At 59.9% G+C, this 17,690-nt stretch carries 17 protein-coding genes and 1 pseudogene; 11 read left to right on the forward strand and 7 right to left on the reverse strand.

What is annotated here, in order from left to right; genetic code table 11:
* The first annotated feature begins 12 nt into the window (after nt 1–12).
* Nucleotides 13–780, forward strand: coding sequence for an SDR family oxidoreductase (locus tag BLT85_RS07185; RefSeq protein ID WP_093392617.1), 768 nt, complete (start codon nt 13–15; stop codon nt 778–780).
* A 44-nt stretch (nt 781–824) separates the two neighbouring features.
* Here BLT85_RS07185 and BLT85_RS07190 read toward each other — a convergent pair whose 3' ends face one another.
* The 3 genes from BLT85_RS07190 to BLT85_RS07200 are packed head-to-tail and all read right to left on the reverse strand — an operon-like array spanning nt 825 to nt 3,809.
* Nucleotides 825–1,472: a hypothetical protein gene (locus BLT85_RS07190; protein WP_093392619.1), complete on the reverse strand. Its 648-nt coding sequence runs from the start codon at nt 1,470–1,472 to the stop codon at nt 825–827.
* A gap of 17 nt (nt 1,473–1,489) precedes the next feature.
* A complete protein-coding gene (gene nudC / locus BLT85_RS07195; RefSeq protein ID WP_093392621.1) occupies nt 1,490–2,329 on the reverse strand; it encodes an NAD(+) diphosphatase in 840 nt (279 codons plus the stop codon).
* 1 nt (nt 2,330) lies between these two features.
* The gene (locus BLT85_RS07200) at nt 2,331–3,809 is read right to left on the reverse strand and encodes a hypothetical protein (RefSeq protein ID WP_093392623.1); all 1,479 of its coding nucleotides are present in this window, start codon (nt 3,807–3,809) and stop codon (nt 2,331–2,333) included.
* Nucleotides 3,810–3,818: 9 nt separating this feature from the next.
* On the opposite strand from BLT85_RS07200, the gene BLT85_RS16730 reads away from it, so the two are divergent.
* The gene (locus BLT85_RS16730) at nt 3,819–3,977 is read left to right on the forward strand and encodes a hypothetical protein (protein ID WP_172829819.1); all 159 of its coding nucleotides are present in this window, start codon (nt 3,819–3,821) and stop codon (nt 3,975–3,977) included.
* A 62-nt stretch (nt 3,978–4,039) separates the two neighbouring features.
* Here the strand turns inward: BLT85_RS16730 and BLT85_RS07205 are convergent, their stop codons facing one another.
* Nucleotides 4,040–4,852 (reverse strand): crotonase/enoyl-CoA hydratase family protein, encoded by an 813-nt coding sequence (locus tag BLT85_RS07205; RefSeq protein ID WP_093392625.1) that lies wholly within the window; start codon nt 4,850–4,852, stop codon nt 4,040–4,042.
* A gap of 310 nt (nt 4,853–5,162) precedes the next feature.
* Here BLT85_RS07205 and BLT85_RS07210 point away from each other — a divergent pair, with 310 nt between their 5' ends.
* Together BLT85_RS07210 and nhaB are read left to right on the forward strand one after the other, a co-directional pair.
* On the forward strand, nt 5,163–5,411 hold the full coding sequence (locus BLT85_RS07210) for a hypothetical protein (protein WP_093392628.1): 249 nt from the start codon (nt 5,163–5,165) through the stop codon (nt 5,409–5,411).
* Nucleotides 5,412–5,460: 49 nt separating this feature from the next.
* Nucleotides 5,461–5,658, forward strand: a pseudogene (gene nhaB, locus BLT85_RS07215) (sodium/proton antiporter); the annotation flags it as partial.
* A gap of 4 nt (nt 5,659–5,662) precedes the next feature.
* On the opposite strand, the gene dnaQ reads toward nhaB, so the two are convergent.
* The 3 genes from dnaQ to BLT85_RS07230 are packed head-to-tail and all read right to left on the reverse strand — an operon-like array spanning nt 5,663 to nt 7,606.
* Nucleotides 5,663–6,382: a DNA polymerase III subunit epsilon gene (dnaQ, locus tag BLT85_RS07220; protein ID WP_093392630.1), complete on the reverse strand. Its 720-nt coding sequence runs from the start codon at nt 6,380–6,382 to the stop codon at nt 5,663–5,665.
* Nucleotides 6,375–6,836 (reverse strand): ribonuclease HI, encoded by a 462-nt coding sequence (gene rnhA / locus BLT85_RS07225; protein WP_093392632.1) that lies wholly within the window; start codon nt 6,834–6,836, stop codon nt 6,375–6,377. Before rnhA ends, dnaQ begins: the two co-directional genes overlap by 8 nt.
* Nucleotides 6,833–7,606: a class I SAM-dependent methyltransferase gene (locus BLT85_RS07230; protein ID WP_093392634.1), complete on the reverse strand. Its 774-nt coding sequence runs from the start codon at nt 7,604–7,606 to the stop codon at nt 6,833–6,835. The genes rnhA and BLT85_RS07230 overlap by 4 nt, the downstream gene beginning before the upstream one ends.
* 73 nt (nt 7,607–7,679) lie before the next feature.
* On the opposite strand from BLT85_RS07230, the gene gloB reads away from it, so the two are divergent.
* The 7 genes from gloB (at nt 7,680) to BLT85_RS07265 (ending at nt 17,668) form a co-directional block, all read left to right on the forward strand.
* Nucleotides 7,680–8,459: a hydroxyacylglutathione hydrolase gene (gene gloB, locus BLT85_RS07235; RefSeq protein WP_093397501.1), complete on the forward strand. Its 780-nt coding sequence runs from the start codon at nt 7,680–7,682 to the stop codon at nt 8,457–8,459.
* A 142-nt stretch (nt 8,460–8,601) separates the two neighbouring features.
* Nucleotides 8,602–10,146 (forward strand): lytic transglycosylase, encoded by a 1,545-nt coding sequence (locus BLT85_RS07240; protein WP_093392636.1) that lies wholly within the window; start codon nt 8,602–8,604, stop codon nt 10,144–10,146.
* 68 nt (nt 10,147–10,214) lie between these two features.
* On the forward strand, nt 10,215–12,047 hold the full coding sequence (locus BLT85_RS07245; RefSeq protein WP_093392638.1) for an extracellular solute-binding protein: 1,833 nt from the start codon (nt 10,215–10,217) through the stop codon (nt 12,045–12,047).
* A gap of 20 nt (nt 12,048–12,067) precedes the next feature.
* The gene (locus BLT85_RS07250; RefSeq protein ID WP_093392640.1) at nt 12,068–13,942 is read left to right on the forward strand and encodes an extracellular solute-binding protein; all 1,875 of its coding nucleotides are present in this window, start codon (nt 12,068–12,070) and stop codon (nt 13,940–13,942) included.
* Nucleotides 13,943–15,016: a microcin C ABC transporter permease YejB gene (locus BLT85_RS07255; protein WP_093392642.1), complete on the forward strand. Its 1,074-nt coding sequence runs from the start codon at nt 13,943–13,945 to the stop codon at nt 15,014–15,016. It begins immediately after the preceding gene.
* Nucleotides 15,017–15,018: 2 nt separating this feature from the next.
* Nucleotides 15,019–16,047, forward strand: coding sequence for an ABC transporter permease (locus tag BLT85_RS07260; protein ID WP_093392644.1), 1,029 nt, complete (start codon nt 15,019–15,021; stop codon nt 16,045–16,047).
* A gap of 1 nt (nt 16,048) precedes the next feature.
* Nucleotides 16,049–17,668, forward strand: a complete 1,620-nt coding sequence (locus BLT85_RS07265) for an ABC transporter ATP-binding protein (RefSeq protein ID WP_093392646.1) — start codon at nt 16,049–16,051, stop codon at nt 17,666–17,668.
* Nucleotides 17,669–17,690 lie beyond the last annotated feature (22 nt).

The following is a 17,690-nucleotide window of genomic DNA, read 5'->3' on the forward strand; positions in this document are numbered from 1 at the left end:
AAAGGACCCCCCATGGAAAAGACTCAACTGTTCGATCTCGACGGCAAAGTAGCACTGGTTACCGGCGCCAGCCGCGGCATCGGCGAGTCGATCGCCAAGCTTCTGGCCCAACAGGGTGCGCATGTCATCGTGACCAGCCGCAAGATCGAGGGCTGCCAGGAAGTGGCCAACGCAATCACCGCCGCAGGCGGGAAAGCCACCGCAATGGCGTGTCATATCGGCGAAATGAGCCAGATCACTGACACCGTCGCCAAGATCCGCAGCGAATTCGGCAAGCTGGATATTCTGGTCAACAACGCGGCCACCAATCCCTATTTCGGCAACGTCCTCGACACCGATCTCACCGCATTCCAGAAAACCGTAGATGTGAACATCCGCGGCTATTTCTTCATGTCGGTCGAGGCAGGTAAATTGATGCGCGAAAACGGTGGCGGCGCTATCCTCAACGTTGCATCGGTCAACGGCATGGTTCCGGGCGACATGCAGGGCATCTACTCCATCACCAAGGCGGCCGTGATCAACATGACCAAAGTATTCGCCAAGGAATGCGCTCAATTCGGCATTCGTTGCAATGCCTTGCTCCCAGGCTTGACCGACACCAAGTTCGCCTCGGCCCTAACCACCAACGACTCGATTCTCAAGCATGCACTGCAGCGCATTCCGCTACGCCGTGCGGCAGATCCGTCGGAAATGGCTGGGACCGTGCTGTATCTGGTCAGCGATGCGTCGAGCTACACCACTGGCGCAGCGATCAACGTAGATGGCGGCATGCTCGCCTGATACTGAACGCCGGCCTTCGGGCCGGCGGACTCAGTCCGGTTGATTCAGTTCGATTGGAAGTGTCGTTCAGCTTTTTCGTTGACTGGAACCGGTGTCAGGCCGGTCGGGCCAATCTCCAAAGCATATCGCGCACCATCGACAAGCGGCATGAAGCGCACGACGAAGGCATCAGCCTGAACCAGGCGCGGCTCGTGCAATTGATCCAGCCAGCGCCAGACATCTCTCCAGGCAGGCGTCTCATTCAGATCGGACGGTTGTGCCGCCGCAGCGGCTTCCTGCTGTTCCAATGCAACGAATCTCCCGGAAAGCCTGTTCAAGCGATAGCCATCCGCGAGCCCGAGCAGCTCCGCCACGCCTTCCCAGCGCAACACCTGAACGTCCAACTCCCACATGTCGCCATGCAAGATCAGCACGTGCGCACCATCTTGCGTCTGCACATGCGCTTCGAAGCGCTGCGGGGCGAGCTCACGCAGCCCCAGCGTCGCGGCTTGCCCAGCTTCGCTCAATGCCCGAAAACGGGCGATATCAACAGCCGCGAGGCAGACCGCCACTGCCAAACCAAGCAGCAACAGAACCAGGTTGCCGCGCAACCAGGGGATGAACCAGCCCAACCGACCGCCCAGGCGCAACGCAAGGACGAGCACCGCAAGTGCAATCAGCGTCAGCAAGCCGGCCAGACCATAATATTGCATCGGATCCTCGGGGAAGTTCAGGCAGGAATCGGTGGGAGTGGCAGACCGCGCAGACGCGACAGGTGACAATCGATCAGCCAACGCGAGATGGTACCGCGGGGCGGAATGCCCGGCAGTTCATCCACGTGGTACCAGTTCGCCTCTTCTATCTCGCCGGGCTGCGGAACGATATCGCCGCTCACATAGCGGGCATGGAAGCCCAGCATCAGAGAATTGGGGAACGGCCAGTTCTGGCTTCCCAGATATTCGAGATTGTCGACAGTGACACCGACCTCTTCTTGCACTTCACGATGCAGGCACTCTTCGGCCGACTCGCCAGGCTCTATGAAGCCCGCGAGGGTGCTGAAGAAGCCGGGTCGGAAATGCGGGGACCGGGCAAGCAACACTTCTTCTCCGCGGGTGATCAACACGATGATGCAGGGTGCCAGCTTTGGATACTGGCGCAGGCCGCAATGCATGCATTCCATGGCACGCTCGTCGCCGCGCGGCTGCATGCCCTGCCCGCACCGCCCACAGAACCGGTGCGAGTCATGCCAGGCGTCAAGTTGCTGTGCCAGACCGAGCAGGCGGAAAGTCGCGTCGTCCACCTGGCCGATCAATCCACGCAACCCGTGCCAGCTTACCCCGGGCAGCTCAGCCGGCACGCTCAACCGCACCAGCTGACACGGCTTGCCGTCAAGATATCCCAGCAGCAGTCTTGTTTCGACATCGCCCATGAAGCGCGCCATATCCGGCTCATGCAGCAGCTGGCCGTCATACATGGCAAAGCTCTGTTGGTGGTATACGACCACCCAGCCGGTGGACGCATCGAAGTCCGATCCGTTCGCCGGAACGAAACGATTACGAATGCCGGACATATCAGCCCGCCTCATTGATGCTGTAGCCGAGCTCGGCGAGGCTATCTTCCGCCAATGTCAGCACGTCGGCGGTGGCGACCGAAGAACGCTCGGCGGATTCCAGATAAAACTCGATTCCGGTCAGTGCATCGGCCAGCACTTCAAGCTGCTGCGGTTGAGGTTCTTCCTTGCGTTCAAGCATGCTTTCCTGGATGAACCGTGCTGCGAGATGAATGATACTTGCCGCCCGTGTCATCCCGAGGAAGATAAGCCCGCCACGAACGGTTTCGAGCGATGACGGTACGTTCATCAGATGCATGGTATCGCTGCCGGACTCCATGTAGGCCGTGACAGAGCGCTTGGCCAATGCCAGTCCCGCCTGAGATTCCTCGATAAGGACGATGCGCGCCTCCTTGAGCTCGACCGGCTCGCCGGCGTTTCCTGACTCGCCTGCTCTGCCCCGCGTGTCGCCCTGACCGTCAAGACGATTCACCGCCATCTCGGCCTGCAATACCGCGTCAGCTACCTCCTCCAGTACGGTCTGATCGCCTGGCTGCCAGCGTTCGAGCCGGCCGACGCAGCGACGAACGACATCGGATACGTCTTGCAGCTCGAGCATGCCCAAGGTTTTCCATAGTTTCTGCAGCGCGCCGTCCAGCGTTTCCAGGGCCGGCTCCGGGTCGCTGGCATTACGCGCCAGGAGATCGAGCAAGTCCTTGATCGCACTGACTTCCTCGCGCAGCGCTTCGGCTACCGAGCGCATCACGTCGACACCCGGTCCGCGCAGTCGATCGAAAGCCTGGAGAAGTTCCTGCTCGGAATAGCCGGGGAGGGGCAAGTCGAAGGCTGCCTTGACCTCGCTACAGCGCTGGCACTGAGGGCCTGCCAGCGCCACGAGATACAGCAGCTCGCGCAACAGCGACCGTGCCGGCTCGACATCGTCTACAGGCTGGCTGGCGTATTGTTTTACTTCGCGATCCACCTGAGCGAACAGCCGCTTGCGCTGCATCGTCAGATGCAGCGGCGTTTCCTCGATCGCCTCGATTGCGGCGGAGGCCACCCAGCACAGGGTTGCTGGCTGTGAAGGCAGATTGGCTTCCCAGCGCTGCAACGCGCGCTGCATCAAAGGCGTGGAAGCGCCTATGCCATCATCACGGAGCAGGCCGAGCAGACCGAGCTGATACATCTGCCGGAGCCGGTTGAAGACATGCTTTTCCAGACCATCGCCGCAAACGGCACGTACTGCGGCGGGCAGGCTCGATGCTTCCAGGCGATAGAAATGACTCTGTGCCAGAGGCTCGGCGTCGGAGCGATGCTTACGCAGATCATTGATCGTCGGAATGAATAGTTCTGGCTGCTCGTAACCCGCTTGCCTGCTTTGCTCGATGTATCGTTCCAGCAAAAATAGGCTGTCGCACAGGGCCGACAAGGGCGCGTTGCGCTCGGTGCCGTCGTGCTCGGGCACATCGGTGGCGAGCGCGACCATTTCGTTCAGCAGCAAGGCGGCTCCGTGCATTTCGATCAGAGCGAACGTGCCGCGCAGTTGTTGGAGTCCTTCGATAGCCCGCTGCATCAGGCTGCCGTTATGACGATCGTCGAGGAACTGCTGAAGCAGATCCTCTACTTCGCCGATACTGGCGAAGAGTTCGTCCCTGACAAGATCAAGTGATGTGGCACCCGTTAACATCGCATTCCGTCTCCCACCGTCCCTGTTATCAGGTTCCAGGCCGTTCAATCGGCGAACGACGCCGTTGTCTTCGTCATATGCGCCGCCATGGCCACCTTCAAATCCTCGGATTGCAGCATAGCCGCATTCCAGCTAGCGATATAGTTCAGGCCATCCTCGACGCTATGGTCGCGCGCGTAACGAATCATCTCCTTGGTCCCGCGGATGGCCAGAGGCGACTTGGAAGCGATGTCGCTGGCGATCACCATGACCCGCTCCATCAATTGCTGATGGTTGTCATGCACCCGATTGACCAGCCCGATACGCTCGGCTTCACAACCGTCGAAGACGCGCCCGGTATAGGCCAGTTCCCGCATGATGCCATCGCCTATGAGGTGCGGCAATCGCTGCAGCGTGCCGACGTCGGCAGCCATTCCCATGTCGATTTCCTTGATACCGAACCGCGCGTCGGCCGTGGAGTAGCGCATGTCGCAGGCGGAGATCAGATCGATCGCACCGCCCAGGCAATAGCCATGGATGGCGGCGATGACCGGCTTGCGACAACGATCCACAGCGTTGAACGAGTCCTGAAGCCGCAGGATATTGCCGCGAATCACCTCGGCGTTGCGGCCGATGTCGTTACCCATCCGACCTGCAGCCTGCGCCAGCAAAGACAGATCGATGCCCGCCGAGAAGTGGTCGCCCGCACCGGAAATGACCACGACCCGAATCGTATCGGTCGTATCGACCCATTGAAACGCGGTGATTATATCGGTCCAGAAAGCCGAATCCATTGCATTGACCTTACCGGGACGGTTTATCTGGATATGGGCGATCCGGTCCTGCTGCGTAACGCGCAGCGACTTGTAATCGGTCATTCGGACTACTCCTGAAGGGGCATTGCCGAGCCCGCCAGCCACAACGATAATCGCTGCCGGTCGCGCACTGCCGGACACTGCTCTTTTTTGTTGCCGAGGACTATAACAAGCCGCGGCCATCCTTGGCATGCCCACCGTCACATTTCGCCAGCTACACTCGCGACACCCTCCCAGAGCGCATTGACGTATCATGCGCGGCGCGCCGGAAGGCGGGAGGGAACCACTGAATGACCACCGCCGGCGGACCGGGTCCGTAGCGATCGAGGAGCCATTCAGAGCTTTCCTCAACCTAGGGACAGGACTTCAATTCATGGCCAGCGCCATCCTACCGGCCCTCGCGGGCAATTTTCTCGGCCAGGCGCCCGTCTGGTACAAACAGACCATCGCCGCCTTTCTCGTGCGGACACCGCTGTTCATGTGGCTGCTGGGGCCTTACCTCACCGGCTGGATCCTCGTCGTCGAATCCATATTCACGCTGGCGATGGCCTCGGCGGAGTCTGCATCCTTGGTAGGCGAGCCGCAGAATCTGCCGATCGCCCGGATAGCGGATAGCGGATAGCGGATAGCGGGTAGGGAGTTTGTCGAGTTCTTCCTGCTGATGGCTCCGCCTGGCGATTGCGATCAATACCGGAACCAACCTGCCGAGCGTGGCGACACCCAACGGGCAGGCCGCTTTCCTGTTTCTGCTGGCCTCGGCCGTTGCGCCGCTGGTGCGCCTGTTGTACGGGCGAATGGTCGTCATGACCCTGCCGTACATTCTGGTACTCGGCGGAGTGGGCCCGTTTGCGGTAACCAACTGGATCTGAAGGCTTACTCGGCCGGCTTGCCATTCCATAGGGCAAAGCCGGCCGACTTTTCGATTGCCGCCAGCCGTTCGACATGCAACGCCAGCTCGTCTTCGCTGGGGGCCAGGACCTTCAGTCGCGGGCGATCGGCCGGGAGCCGGCGGACAACACTGATAACACCCGATTCATTCTCATCCGACCCCTGCCCCGCCAGCGACAGCGCTGTCTGGCCGCCGGTCATGGTCAGATAGACGTCAGCGAGAATCTCGGCATCGAGCAAGGCGCCGTGCAGGTCACGCTGCGAGTTGTCTACGCCATAGCGTTTGCATAGCGCGTCCAGGCTGTTGCGCTGACCAGGATGCTTTTCTCTGGCCATCAACAACGTATCGGTCACGCTACAGTGATCGGCGACGCGTCCGTGTCCGCGGTTCAACAGGGCCAGTTCGGCGTCGATAAAGCCGACGTCGAACGCTGCGTTGTGGATGACCAGCCGAGCGCCGATGATGAATTCCATGAAATCATCGACGACGTCGCTGAACAGGGGTTTGTCTGCCAGAAACTCGTCACTGATACCATGTACGGCGAAGGCGCCCTCTTCCACTTCACGCTGCGGATTGACGTAGACGTGGAAGTGCCGGCCGGTCAGGCGTCGATCAATGACTTCGACGCAACCAATTTCGATGATGCGGTGCCCCTCGCGCACCTCGATACCGGTGGTTTCGGTATCCAGTACTACTTCACGCATTCTGCTTATCCTTCTCTGCCAGCACCTTGGCTACACCCAGATTGGCCAATTCATCGGCAAGTTCATTCTCGACATGTCCGCTGTGTCCCCGAACCCAGCGCCATTCCACTTCGTGCTGGTTTGCCAGCACATCAAGCTTCTGCCAGAGGTCAGCATTTTTTACCGGCTGCTTGGCGGCGGTCTTCCAGCCTCGCTTTTTCCAGTTGGGCATCCATTCACGAATACCCTTCATGACATATTCGGAGTCAGTGGTCAGCACGACCTTCGCCGGTCGCTTCAGCGCAGCCAGACCTTCGATGGCCGCCATCAGCTCCATGCGATTGTTGGTAGTCAGCAACTCGCCGCCGTAGAGCGTCTTCTGATGTTCGCCGAGTCTGAGCAACACACCCCAGCCGCCCGGGCCGGGATTCCCCTTGCAGGCGCCGTCGGTGAAGATCTCGATGGTATGGGTCATTTCCTGTTCCGCTTGTGCGTCCTGCGACTTCCGACCACCAGCGGCGGTAACGTCAAAGCAGGGAAAACCATGCCGCGCTCGCGACGGGGCGTAGTACCCAGCATCTGGCGGCGCGCGACGAGAAAGTAGAATCCGCCTCCAGGAAGCTGGTGCCGACCGGCAAAGTTTTCCAGGCGATGTAATCGTCCGAGCCAGGCTTCCGAGGCGAGCGGCGGACGATAGCACCCATCGACGCGTTTCTCCACCGCGAAGCCGAGCAATTCGAGCCAGTCAGTCAGGCGTGCCGGACTGACGAAACCAGCCTCACTGAACCAGCCGCGGCCGGTGAAATGACTCGCCCCCCAGAGGCTCCAGGGATTGAAGCCGAAGATCAGCATATGGCCTCCGGCCCTGACCGCCTGGCTCGCTTCGCGCAGAAGACTGCGAGGCGTCAGGCAGAAGTCCAGACCGTGATGGAGGACGACGACATCGAGCGATTGCGGGGCGAACGGCCACTGAGATTCTTCAGCAGGTATCGCGCCCGACGCGGTCGACAGGTCGAGGTGCCAGTGATTGCGCAGCACACTACGTTCCTGATCGAGCAGTGCCGGTGCCAGACCGTACTGCACCAGGTGTTGTCCAAAGCAGCGCGACAGATGGTTGCGCATCACCTCGCGCTCGGCCTCGAGTAACATCAGACCGGGCGGCGATTCCAGCCAGGCACGCGCTACGTCGAGCAACCTGAGCAGGTCGTCCTGGCTTATCGATCTCGAAACGTCGGGGATTTCCATGGCACCTCCGGTTGGCCTGATCCGCCAAGGCTCCTATAAGATTACTCACTATATTCCAGAAGAGGCGACCCGCATGCCACAGTTCATCGCATTACCGGCATTCAACGATAACTATATCTGGCTGATGCTGAACGAAACCTCTCTGCAAGCCGCTGTGGTTGACCCAGGCGATCCGGTTCCGGTCATCAAATGGTTGGGCCGACATCCCGAGTACAGTCTCACGACCATGGTCATCACGCACCATCATCCCGACCACACCGCCGGACTCAAGGCGATCAAGGCAGCGACCGGATGCAAGGTGTTCGGGCCGGCTGGCGAAGATATCGCCGGTGTTGATCGACCGCTGAGCGATGGCGACGAAATTCGCCTGCTTGGCCAGACCGCACGCGTGTTCGATGTACCGGGACACACTCGCGGGCACATTGCCTTCTTCGGTGGCGAGGATGAAGATCCGTGGCTGCTGTGCGGCGACACGCTGTTTGCCGGCGGCTGCGGCAGACTGTTCGAGGGTACCGCGGCGCAGATGCACGCTTCGCTGACTCGTCTGGCCGAACTGCCAGATCCTACTCGAGTGTTCTGCGCTCACGAATACACGCAAGCCAACCTGCGTTTTGCGCGTGCCGTCGAACCGGATAATGACGACATCCGGGTGCGTCTGGAGGTGGTCGAAGGTCTCCGCGCCGCAGGTCGGATTACCCTGCCCTCGAGCATCGGCCTGGAAAAGCTGACCAACCCGTTTCTCCGCTGCGAACAGCCGGCGGTTGTCGCTGCTGCATCCAACCAGGCAGGCGAAACGGTCAGTCCGGGGGAAGCGACATTCGCCGCTATCCGCGCCTGGAAGGATCGATTCTGACTGCTTCGTTGAGCCCGATCGCGAATGTACGAGGGCAAATCCAGCGCTCTGCAAAATTGCCCTTTATCCAAAAGCGAGAACCCTTTCCTTGACCCTCGGGGGGTGACTTCCTAGAATCGCCGAAAATCGAACGGGCTCGCTTATGTCTAATCTCGCAGTTGGCAAGGCTCGCAACGCTTGCAGAAAAGGACTTCTGACGCTGGGGCTGCTGGTTGCGGCGGGTTGTCAGACCACATCCGAATACGCCTCCGACGGACAACCGGCGTATGTGGACGGCGGCGTGTTCGACTCCGTAAACAGCCCGGCGAAGCCCTACGGCCGCAGCGCGGGCAGCCCTGATGCCAATCAGCCGCATACCTTGTGGTCACGTTTGCGCGCGGGCTTTCTGCTCGACCCTGCAGCCATCGACGACCCCCGTATCGACCAGCAGCGCCTGGCGTTTGCCAGCCAGCCGCGTTATTTCGAGCTGAGCACGCAGCGGGCTCGCCGTTATCTCCACTACGTCACCGAGCAGGTCGAGGCGCGCGAAATGCCATCCGAGCTAGCCCTGCTGCCGTTTGTGGAAAGCTCCTACAATCCGATGGCTTATTCCAGTGCCAAGGCGGCCGGACTCTGGCAGTTCATCCCCTCGACCGGACAGCTCTACTCGCTACGTCAGGATTGGTGGTATGACGGCCGCCGGGACATTACCGCCTCGACCCGCGCGGCACTGGACTACCTGACCCGGCTGAACCAGCAATTTGATGGCGACTGGCTGCTGGCCCTGGCGGCCTACAATTGCGGAGAAGGTTGCGTCGGCCGCGCAGTTAAGCGCAATCGCAAACTGGGACTGCCGACCGATTACTGGAGCCTGCAGCTACCCCGCGAGACGATGAATTACGTTCCAAAACTGCTCGCGCTGGCGCAGATAATCGAAAGCCCGGCTGTTTACGGCACCGTACTGCCGGCTCTGCATGATGAACCGTATTTTGCGGAAATCACCGTGGACCAGCAGATCGATCTGCATAAGGCGGCGGAACTGGCTTCCATTTCGACCGAAGAGCTGCTGAGTCTCAACCCGGCCTTCAATCATCGTGTGACCGCACCCAAGGGCTCGTATCAATTGCTGGTACCCGTCGCCAATGCCGAGCAGTTCGCAGCCGCCTTGGTTGATCTGCCCGAGTCCGAGCGGCTGGGATTCCAGCCTTACCAGGTCCGTCGTGGCGACACCCTTTCGCAGATCGCCCGCAGGCATCAGGTCAACGTCAGTGCCATACGCGACGTGAACAACCTCGACGGCAACGTCATTCACGCCGGCCAGACACTCATGCTTCCCCAATTCGGCGACAGCATCGCCCCTCCGACAGCACTGGCCAGCGCCAGTGCACCCAAGCCAGCCTCCTACAAGGTCAAGCCCGGCGACAATCTGTGGCTCATCGCACGGAAACATGGGATCAGCGTGAGCAACATTCAGCAACACAACAAGCTCAAAGGCTCGGCGTTAACCGTGGGCCAGACGCTGTCTCTACCGGGGGCAACCCTGGCCGTGGCGTCCGGCCCACGCAAACACACCTATGTGGTGCGGGCGGGCGATTCACTATATAGCATTGCCCGTCAGTTCAAGGTTGGAATCGACAGCATCCGCAAGTGGAACGCGCTCGGTCCTGTGTTGCGACCAGGGCAACAGCTCACGCTGCATCTGCCATAAGAACGACACACTTTCGTCAGGAGCGTCGGGATGGTAGCGTGAGCGCTGATCAGACCAGATGGCTACTAATGACGTTTAAGCGCAACTCCCTGTTTATCTTGATATTGCTTATGCTGCCCTGGGCCTGGGTTCAGGCGGCTGTTTACAAGCAACACGGCTACGCTCTGTACGGGCAACCGCGTTATACGGCCGACTTCGAACACCTGGACTACGTCAATCCGGACGCACCCGAGGGGGGCACCTTGCGGGTCATGGGCTCGGGGACCTTCGATACCGTCAATCCTTACACATTGAAGGGCACCAGCCCGGCCAATACCGGAAATTTTCTTCATTACGGCATCAGCGAGCTCAATGAACCACTGATGGTAGGGAGCGGTGCGTATGATCCCTCCGGGGACGAGCCGTACTCAGCCTATGGCCTCATCGCCGAATCGCTCGAGTTTTCCGATGATCGTAGCTGGGTTGTGTTCAATCTGCGGCCCGAGGCCCGGTTTCACGACGGCCAGCCGATCACGGCGGCGGATGTCGAATTCACCTACCGGCTACTCAAACGCGAAGCCCACCCGAACTACCGGTCGATGCTGCAGGACGTGAAGCGCGTTGACATACTGGGCAAGCACCGCATTCGTTTTGTCTTCAGCCGCAGCGACAACCCGCTATTGATCCTGCGTCTCGGCGAGCTGCCGGTGATGCCGGAACATCATTGGCGCGACCGGGAGTTCTCCAGTACGACATACGAGCCAGGGCTCAACAGCGGGCCCTATCGCATTACGCATATCGAGCCGGGACGGCGACTGGTCTTCGAACGAGTGAAGAACTACTGGGGTGAAGATCTGCCCATCAATCGTGGCAAGTACAACGTCGACCGGATGGAAGTCGAGTTCTATCGCGACAACAGCGTCGCGTTCGAAGCCTTCAAAGCCGGCGAATTCGATATCTACTTCGATCACAAGTCGAGCAACTGGGCGACCGGCTACGATTTCCCCGCAGTGCGTACCGGCGAGGTGGTCAAGCGAGCCGTGCCTCACAGCATTCCCAGCGCTACGCAGGCACTGTTCTTCAATACCCGCCGTGCGCCATTCGACCAGCGCGCGGCGCGGGAAGCGCTCGGCATGCTCTTCGACTTCGAGTGGTCCAACCGCGTGCTGTTCTACGATGCCTATGAGCGCTCGCTGAGCTACTTTCCGAATAGTCCCTTCGCGGCCACCGATCTGCCGGCGGGCCAGGAATTCCTCTATCTGCAGCCCTACCGGGAGCAGTTGCCGGACGGTTTGTTCCGCCAACCCTTCAGCCTGCCGCAGACCGACGGCCGCGGCATTCCACGCAAAACGCAGCGCGCCGCTGTGGAACGCTTCGCCGAGGCTGGCTACACGTTGAAAAACGGTGAAATGCGGGACGAGCGTGGGCGGCAGCTAAGTTTCGAGGTGTTACTGGTCAACCCTAGTCTTGAACGCATTGTGCAACCTTACCGCGCCAACCTCGCCAGGTTGGGGATAGACATGCAAATCCGCACGGTCGATCGCGCCCAGTATCGCGCTCGCCTCGACCAGTTCGACTACGACATGATCTTCGCCACCCTCCCCCAGGGATTGTCCCCCGGTATGGAGCAGCACGCCTACTTTCACTCCAGCCAACGGGACGTACGCGGCAGCCGAAACTACGCCGGTATCGATGATCCGGTAGTGGATCGCATGATCGAACACCTGCTCGCCGCGTCGACGCGCGAGCAGCAGATCGCCGCAACCCGGGCGTTAGACAGGGTGCTCCTTTGGGGGCACTATACGATCCCGAACTGGTATATCGACTACCACCGCATCGCGCATCGCCACTGGCTGGAATCTGCCGCGACGCCCCCCTATTCGCTGTCCATACGCAGCTGGTGGATAGACAGAACAAGATGATCGGACATACGAGCCCTCACATGCATGCCATCAAGCTATTCGGCGGATGTCTCGCCCTGCTCGCCTCGCTGGCCCAGGCCGCCCCAGGCAACCACGCTCTGACCCTTTACGGTGAGCCGCCGAAATATTCAGCTGATTTCGAGCATTTCGAATATGCCAACCCGGAGGCACCCAAAGGCGGAACGCTGCGCCTCTCAGGTTTTGGCGGCTTCGACTCGTTCAACGGTTTCATCAGCAAAGGCACCGCTGCAGAGCAGCTCGATCTAATCTACGACACCCTGACGTTTCATTCTCTCGACGAACCATTCACCGAATATGGGCTGATCGCCGAGCGGATCGAACGTGCCGAGGACGGCACCTGGGTACGCTTTCATCTGCGCCCCGAAGCGCGCTTTCATGATGGTGAGCCGGTCACCGCCGCCGACGTCGTGTTTACCTTCAATACGCTGGTGGAGAAAGGCACGCCCTTCTATCGGGCCTATTATGCCGACGTCGAAAGCGTCACCGCAGACGATGACCACACCGTGACCTTTCGCTTCAAGGATGGGCAGAATCGAGAGCTGCCGCTGGTGCTCGGACAGCTACCTGTCCTCCCGGAACACTTCTGGGCAGAGAATGACTTCGATCGCGGCGGCCTGCAGGCACCGCTGGGCAGCGGCCCCTATCGCATTACCGATGTTCGTCCTGGCCGCTCAGTCACCTTCGAACGGGTAAGGGACTGGTGGGCGAAGGACTTACCGGTTCAAAAAGGCTTTCACAACTTTGATCGCATCGTCGTCGACTATTACCGGGATACCGGCGTCGCACTGGAAGCATTCAAGGCCGGACAGTTCGACTTCAATCAAGAAGTGAGCGCCCGGAACTGGGCCACCGGATATGACAGCCCCGCGCTGCGCGACGGCCGTATCATCAAGGAAGAAATCCCCAACCAGAACACTCAGGGCATGCAGGGTTTCGTCTTTAACCTGCGCAAGCCGCAGTTCGATGATCCGCGCGTGCGCCAGGCCATCAGCCTGCTGTTCGACTTCGAATGGGCCAATGCTCGTCTGTTCCACGGGGCCTATACACGCAGCGAGAGCTTCTTTGGCAACTCCGAACTAGCGGCCGAAGGCTCGCCGAGCGAGGCCGAACTGGCGCTACTGGAACCGCTTAGGGACACGTTGCCCGAATCGGTATTCGGCCCTGCTCATCGCCCGCCGGAAACCGACGGCAGCGGCGTCATTCGCGAGCAGATGCGTCAGGCCTATGCTCTTTTGCAGGAGGCCGGATGGAGTATCAAGGACGATCAACTGGTGAATGAAGCCGGGGAACCGCTGAAGTTCGAATTTCTGTTGGTTCAGGCAGATTTCGAGCGCGTTCTGTTGCCGTTCAAGCGCAATCTCGCATCCCTCGGCATCGAAATGAATATCCGCCGGGTCGACGTTTCGCAGTACATCAATCGTCTGCGCAGCCGCGACTTCGACATGGTGGTCAGCGGCTTCGGCCAGTCCAACTCGCCGGGGAACGAGCAGCGTGAATACTGGCATTCGTCCAGCGCCGACAACCCCGGCAGTCGCAACCTCATGGGGCTACGTGATCCGGCGGTAGACGCCCTGGTAGAAGGATTGATACAAGCCGACTCACGCGAAGAATTGATCAACCACACCCGTGCTCTGGATCGAGTGTTGCGCGCCAAGCATATCCTGGTTCCGAATTTCTACACTCCGGTCTATCGCGTGGCCTACTGGGACAAGTTTGCCCACCCGGCGATTGCGCCGAAGTATGATCTCGGTCTGCGCACCTGGTGGGTCGATCAGAGCAAGCCTGACGCACCGGCACCCGAGACGCTGATTGGCGAGCCGGCGCCTGCCAGCACACAGAGCGAGCCGCAAGAAGCCAGCGGGGCCGAAGACTAAATGCTGGCTTATATCGTTCGTCGTCTTCTGCTGATCATCCCGACGCTGTTCGGCATTTTGCTCATCAACTTTCTGATCATTCAGGCCGCGCCCGGTGGCCCGGTAGAGCAGATGATCGCCAATCTGGAAGGTATGGAAGGGGCAACCAGCCGAATCTCCGGCAGTGCCCAGGGCGAAGTTGCGGCCAGTGGCAGCTATCGCGGCGCACAGGGGCTGGACCCGTCCATCATCGCCGAGATCGAGCGGATGTACGGCTTCGACAAGCCACCGCATGAGCGCTTCTGGCTGATGATCAAGGGTTATCTGACTTTCGACTTCGGCGACAGCTTCTTCCGTGACGCCAGCGTGACCGACCTGATTCTGGAGAAGATGCCCGTCTCGATCTCCCTGGGGCTCTGGACGACGCTGCTGACCTACCTGATATCCATACCCTTGGGGATTCGCAAGGCGATCAAGCATGGTTCAGCGTTCGATGTGTGGAGCAGCTCGCTGATCATTGTCGGCTACGCCATTCCCGGGTTTCTGCTGGCCATCCTGCTCATCGTACTGTTCGCCGGTGGCAGCTATTGGGACTGGTTCCCGCTTCGCGGCCTAACCTCCAATAACTGGGATCAACTCGATACCTGGGGCAAGATCAAGGACTACCTGTGGCACCTGATCCTGCCGATCACAGCCATGGTCATCGGCAGCTTCGCCACGCTGACCATGCTCACCAAAAACTGTTTCCTTGATGAGATCGGCAAGCAGTACGTGACCACCGCCCGGGCAAAGGGGCTGACCGAACGCCGCGTACTGTACGGCCACGTCTTCCGCAATGCCATGCTGCTGATCATCGCCGGCTTTCCCTCGGCCTTGATCAGCGTGTTCTTTACGGGGGCGTTGCTGATCGAAGTGATCTTCTCTCTGGATGGCCTCGGGCTGCTTGGTTTCGAAGCCGCGATCAACCGCGACTACCCGGTGATGTTCGGCACGCTGTTCATCTTCACCCTGCTCGGCCTGATCGTTAAGTTGATTGGCGACATCGCCTATACGCTGGTCGACCCACGCATCGACTTTGAAAGTCGGGAGGGTTGAGCATGGGTTTCCAACTGTCACCGATGAATCAGCGGCGCATGGATCGCTTCAAGGCCAACCGGCGCGGATGGTGGTCACTGCATATATTCACGGTGCTATTCGTACTGAGCCTTGGCGCTGAACTGATAGCCAACGACAAACCCTTGGTGCTGAGCTATCAGGATGAGCTGTATTTTCCGGTCTTCGCCCGGTATGCAGAGACGGAGTTCGGTGGTGAATTTCCTATCGAAGCGGACTACCGCAGCCCCTACGTGAGACAGCTCATCGAGGAGGAAGGCGAAGGCTGGATGCTCTGGCCACCGATCCCCTACAGCTATTCGACGATCAATTATGAACTCGACGTTCCGGCTCCCGCGCCGCCCTCTCCCGACAACTGGCTGGGAACCGACGACCAGGCGCGCGACGTGCTCTCGCGCGTCATATATGGTTTTCGCATATCGGTACTCTTCGCTCTGACCCTGACTATCGTCAGCTCCGTCATCGGTGTGGTGGCGGGCGCTGTCCAGGGGTTCTATGGCGGGCGAGTCGACCTGATCGGGCAGCGCTTCATCGAGGTATGGTCCGGCCTCCCGGTGCTGTATCTGTTGATCATCCTCGCCAGTTTCGTTCAGCCCAACTTCTGGTGGCTGCTGGGAATCATGTTGCTGTTTTCCTGGATGTCGCTGGTCGACGTCGTGCGCGCCGAATTCCTCCGCGGCCGCAATCTGGAGTATGTGCGGGCCGCGCGCGCTCTCGGGGCCAGTAATCAGGTGATCATGTTCCGCCACATCCTGCCCAACGCGATGGTTGCGACCCTGACCTTTTTTCCGTTCATCCTCACTGGTGGTGTCATTACGCTCACTTCGCTGGATTTCCTCGGCTTCGGCTTGCCGGCCGGATCTCCTTCGCTGGGTGAGCTCATCTCGCAGGGCAAGTCCAACCTTCAAGCACCGTGGCTGGGCCTCACCGCGTTCGTCGTGCTCTCCTTGATGCTCACCCTGCTGGTGTTCATTGGCGAGGCGCTGCGCGACGCCTTCGACCCGAGGAAGTGACATGACCGACCAGCCTTTGATACGGATCGAAAATCTCAGCGTCGCGTTTGCGTCCGAACGGGAAGAAACGCTCGCGGTAAAAGGTGTCAGCTTCGAGCTCAACCCCGGACAGACGCTAGCACTGGTAGGAGAAAGCGGCTCGGGCAAATCCGTCACAGCGCATTCCATCTTGCGCCTGCTGCCCGCCTCTTCTTCCCGCCATCCCACCGGGGAAATTTTCTACCGCGGCGAGAACCTGCTGACGGCGAACGAGAAACGGTTGCGTCAGGTGCGGGGCAACCGCATTTCGATGATTTTCCAGGAACCAATGTCGTCGTTGAATCCGTTGCACACAATCGAACGGCAGATCAACGAGGTGCTGTTCCTGCACAAGGGTCTGGACAAGGTCGCGGCCCGAGAACGGACGCTCGAGTTACTCGACCTGGTCGGGATCCCTGACCCGGCCAGCCGACTCAAGGCCTATCCACATGAGCTTTCAGGCGGGCAACGCCAACGGGTCATGATAGCCATGGCCCTGGCCAACGAACCTGAATTGCTTATCGCAGACGAGCCGACCACGGCGCTGGATGTTACCGTACAGCTCAAAATCCTTGAGTTGCTCAAATCGCTTCAGCAGAAGCTCGGCATGGCCCTGCTGCTGATCAGCCATGATCTGAATCTGGTTCGAAGAATCGCGCACCGCGTATGTGTCATGTATCAAGGTCGCGTCGTCGAAGAGAATGATTGTGCAACGCTCTTCGCCAGCCCTCAGCATGAGTACACGCGCGAGCTACTGGCTGCCGACCCATCGGGTGATCCGGTTGAAGCGGATCCACAAGCACCGACGATCCTGCGAGCCGAAAACCTGCGCGTATGGTTTCCGATACGCCAGGGCGTGTTCAAGCGGGTCGTAGATCACGTCAAAGCCGTGACCGATGCGAGCTTCTCGCTGCAACGTGGCCAGACGCTGGGCATTGTCGGTGAAAGTGGTTCGGGCAAGACCACGCTCGGGATGGCGCTGCTTCGCCTGATCGAGAGCGAAGGATTGATTGAATGCAACGGGCAGCGTCTGGACGGCCTTGGCCAGAATGCAGTGCGGCCCATGCGCAGGCAATTCCAGGTGGTGTTTCAGGATCCATTCGGCAGCCTGAGCCCACGCATGTCGATTGCTCAGATCATCAGCGAGGGGCTGCAGATTCACCGCATCGGCACTGCGCCCGAACGGGAGCAGATGGTCATTCAGGCTCTGGAGGAAGTCGGCCTGGATCCTGATAGCCGGCACCGCTATCCGCACGAGTTTTCCGGCGGTCAGCGTCAGCGGGTGGCCATCGCCCGCGCGCTGGTACTGAAACCGTCGTTGATCCTGCTGGACGAGCCGACCTCTGCGCTCGACCGCACCGTGCAGGGTCAGGTGGTCGAATTGCTCCGCGATCTGCAGCGCAGGCACAATCTGAGTTATTTGTTTATCAGCCACGACCTTGCAGTCGTCAGGGCGCTCAGCCACCAGTTGATGGTGATTCGTCATGGCGAGATCGTAGAACAGGGGCCGGCAAGGGAGATATTCGCTTCGCCACAACATGGCTATACTCGCCAGTTACTCGAAGCGGCTTTCGCTCACCCGGTCGAACACAACACGGCCTGAAGAACGGGCCCAGCAGAAAAAC

Origin of the sequence: Halopseudomonas xinjiangensis, from assembly GCF_900104945.1 — a bacterium.
Classification (GTDB): domain Bacteria; phylum Pseudomonadota; class Gammaproteobacteria; order Pseudomonadales; family Pseudomonadaceae; genus Halopseudomonas; species Halopseudomonas xinjiangensis.

What these genes read in the sequence shown, in the direction of transcription:
- BLT85_RS07190 (WP_093392619.1), bottom strand. Translation starts at nt 1,472, where the DNA reads ATGCAATATTATGGTCTGGCCGGCTTGCTGACGCTGATTGCACTTGCG.
- gloB (WP_093397501.1), top strand. Translation starts at nt 7,680, where the DNA reads ATGCCACAGTTCATCGCATTACCGGCATTCAACGATAACTATATCTGG.
- rnhA (WP_093392632.1), bottom strand. Translation starts at nt 6,836, where the DNA reads ATGACCCATACCATCGAGATCTTCACCGACGGCGCCTGCAAGGGGAAT.
- BLT85_RS07185 (WP_093392617.1), top strand. Translation starts at nt 13, where the DNA reads ATGGAAAAGACTCAACTGTTCGATCTCGACGGCAAAGTAGCACTGGTT.
- BLT85_RS07210 (WP_093392628.1), top strand. Translation starts at nt 5,163, where the DNA reads ATGGCCAGCGCCATCCTACCGGCCCTCGCGGGCAATTTTCTCGGCCAG.
- BLT85_RS07240 (WP_093392636.1), top strand. Translation starts at nt 8,602, where the DNA reads ATGTCTAATCTCGCAGTTGGCAAGGCTCGCAACGCTTGCAGAAAAGGA.
- BLT85_RS07230 (WP_093392634.1), bottom strand. Translation starts at nt 7,606, where the DNA reads ATGGAAATCCCCGACGTTTCGAGATCGATAAGCCAGGACGACCTGCTC.
- BLT85_RS07255 (WP_093392642.1), top strand. Translation starts at nt 13,943, where the DNA reads ATGCTGGCTTATATCGTTCGTCGTCTTCTGCTGATCATCCCGACGCTG.
- nudC (WP_093392621.1), bottom strand. Translation starts at nt 2,329, where the DNA reads ATGTCCGGCATTCGTAATCGTTTCGTTCCGGCGAACGGATCGGACTTC.
- BLT85_RS07260 (WP_093392644.1), top strand. Translation starts at nt 15,019, where the DNA reads ATGGGTTTCCAACTGTCACCGATGAATCAGCGGCGCATGGATCGCTTC.
- BLT85_RS07250 (WP_093392640.1), top strand. Translation starts at nt 12,068, where the DNA reads ATGCATGCCATCAAGCTATTCGGCGGATGTCTCGCCCTGCTCGCCTCG.
- BLT85_RS07205 (WP_093392625.1), bottom strand. Translation starts at nt 4,852, where the DNA reads ATGACCGATTACAAGTCGCTGCGCGTTACGCAGCAGGACCGGATCGCC.
- BLT85_RS07245 (WP_093392638.1), top strand. Translation starts at nt 10,215, where the DNA reads ATGACGTTTAAGCGCAACTCCCTGTTTATCTTGATATTGCTTATGCTG.
- dnaQ (WP_093392630.1), bottom strand. Translation starts at nt 6,382, where the DNA reads ATGCGTGAAGTAGTACTGGATACCGAAACCACCGGTATCGAGGTGCGC.
- BLT85_RS07265 (WP_093392646.1), top strand. Translation starts at nt 16,049, where the DNA reads ATGACCGACCAGCCTTTGATACGGATCGAAAATCTCAGCGTCGCGTTT.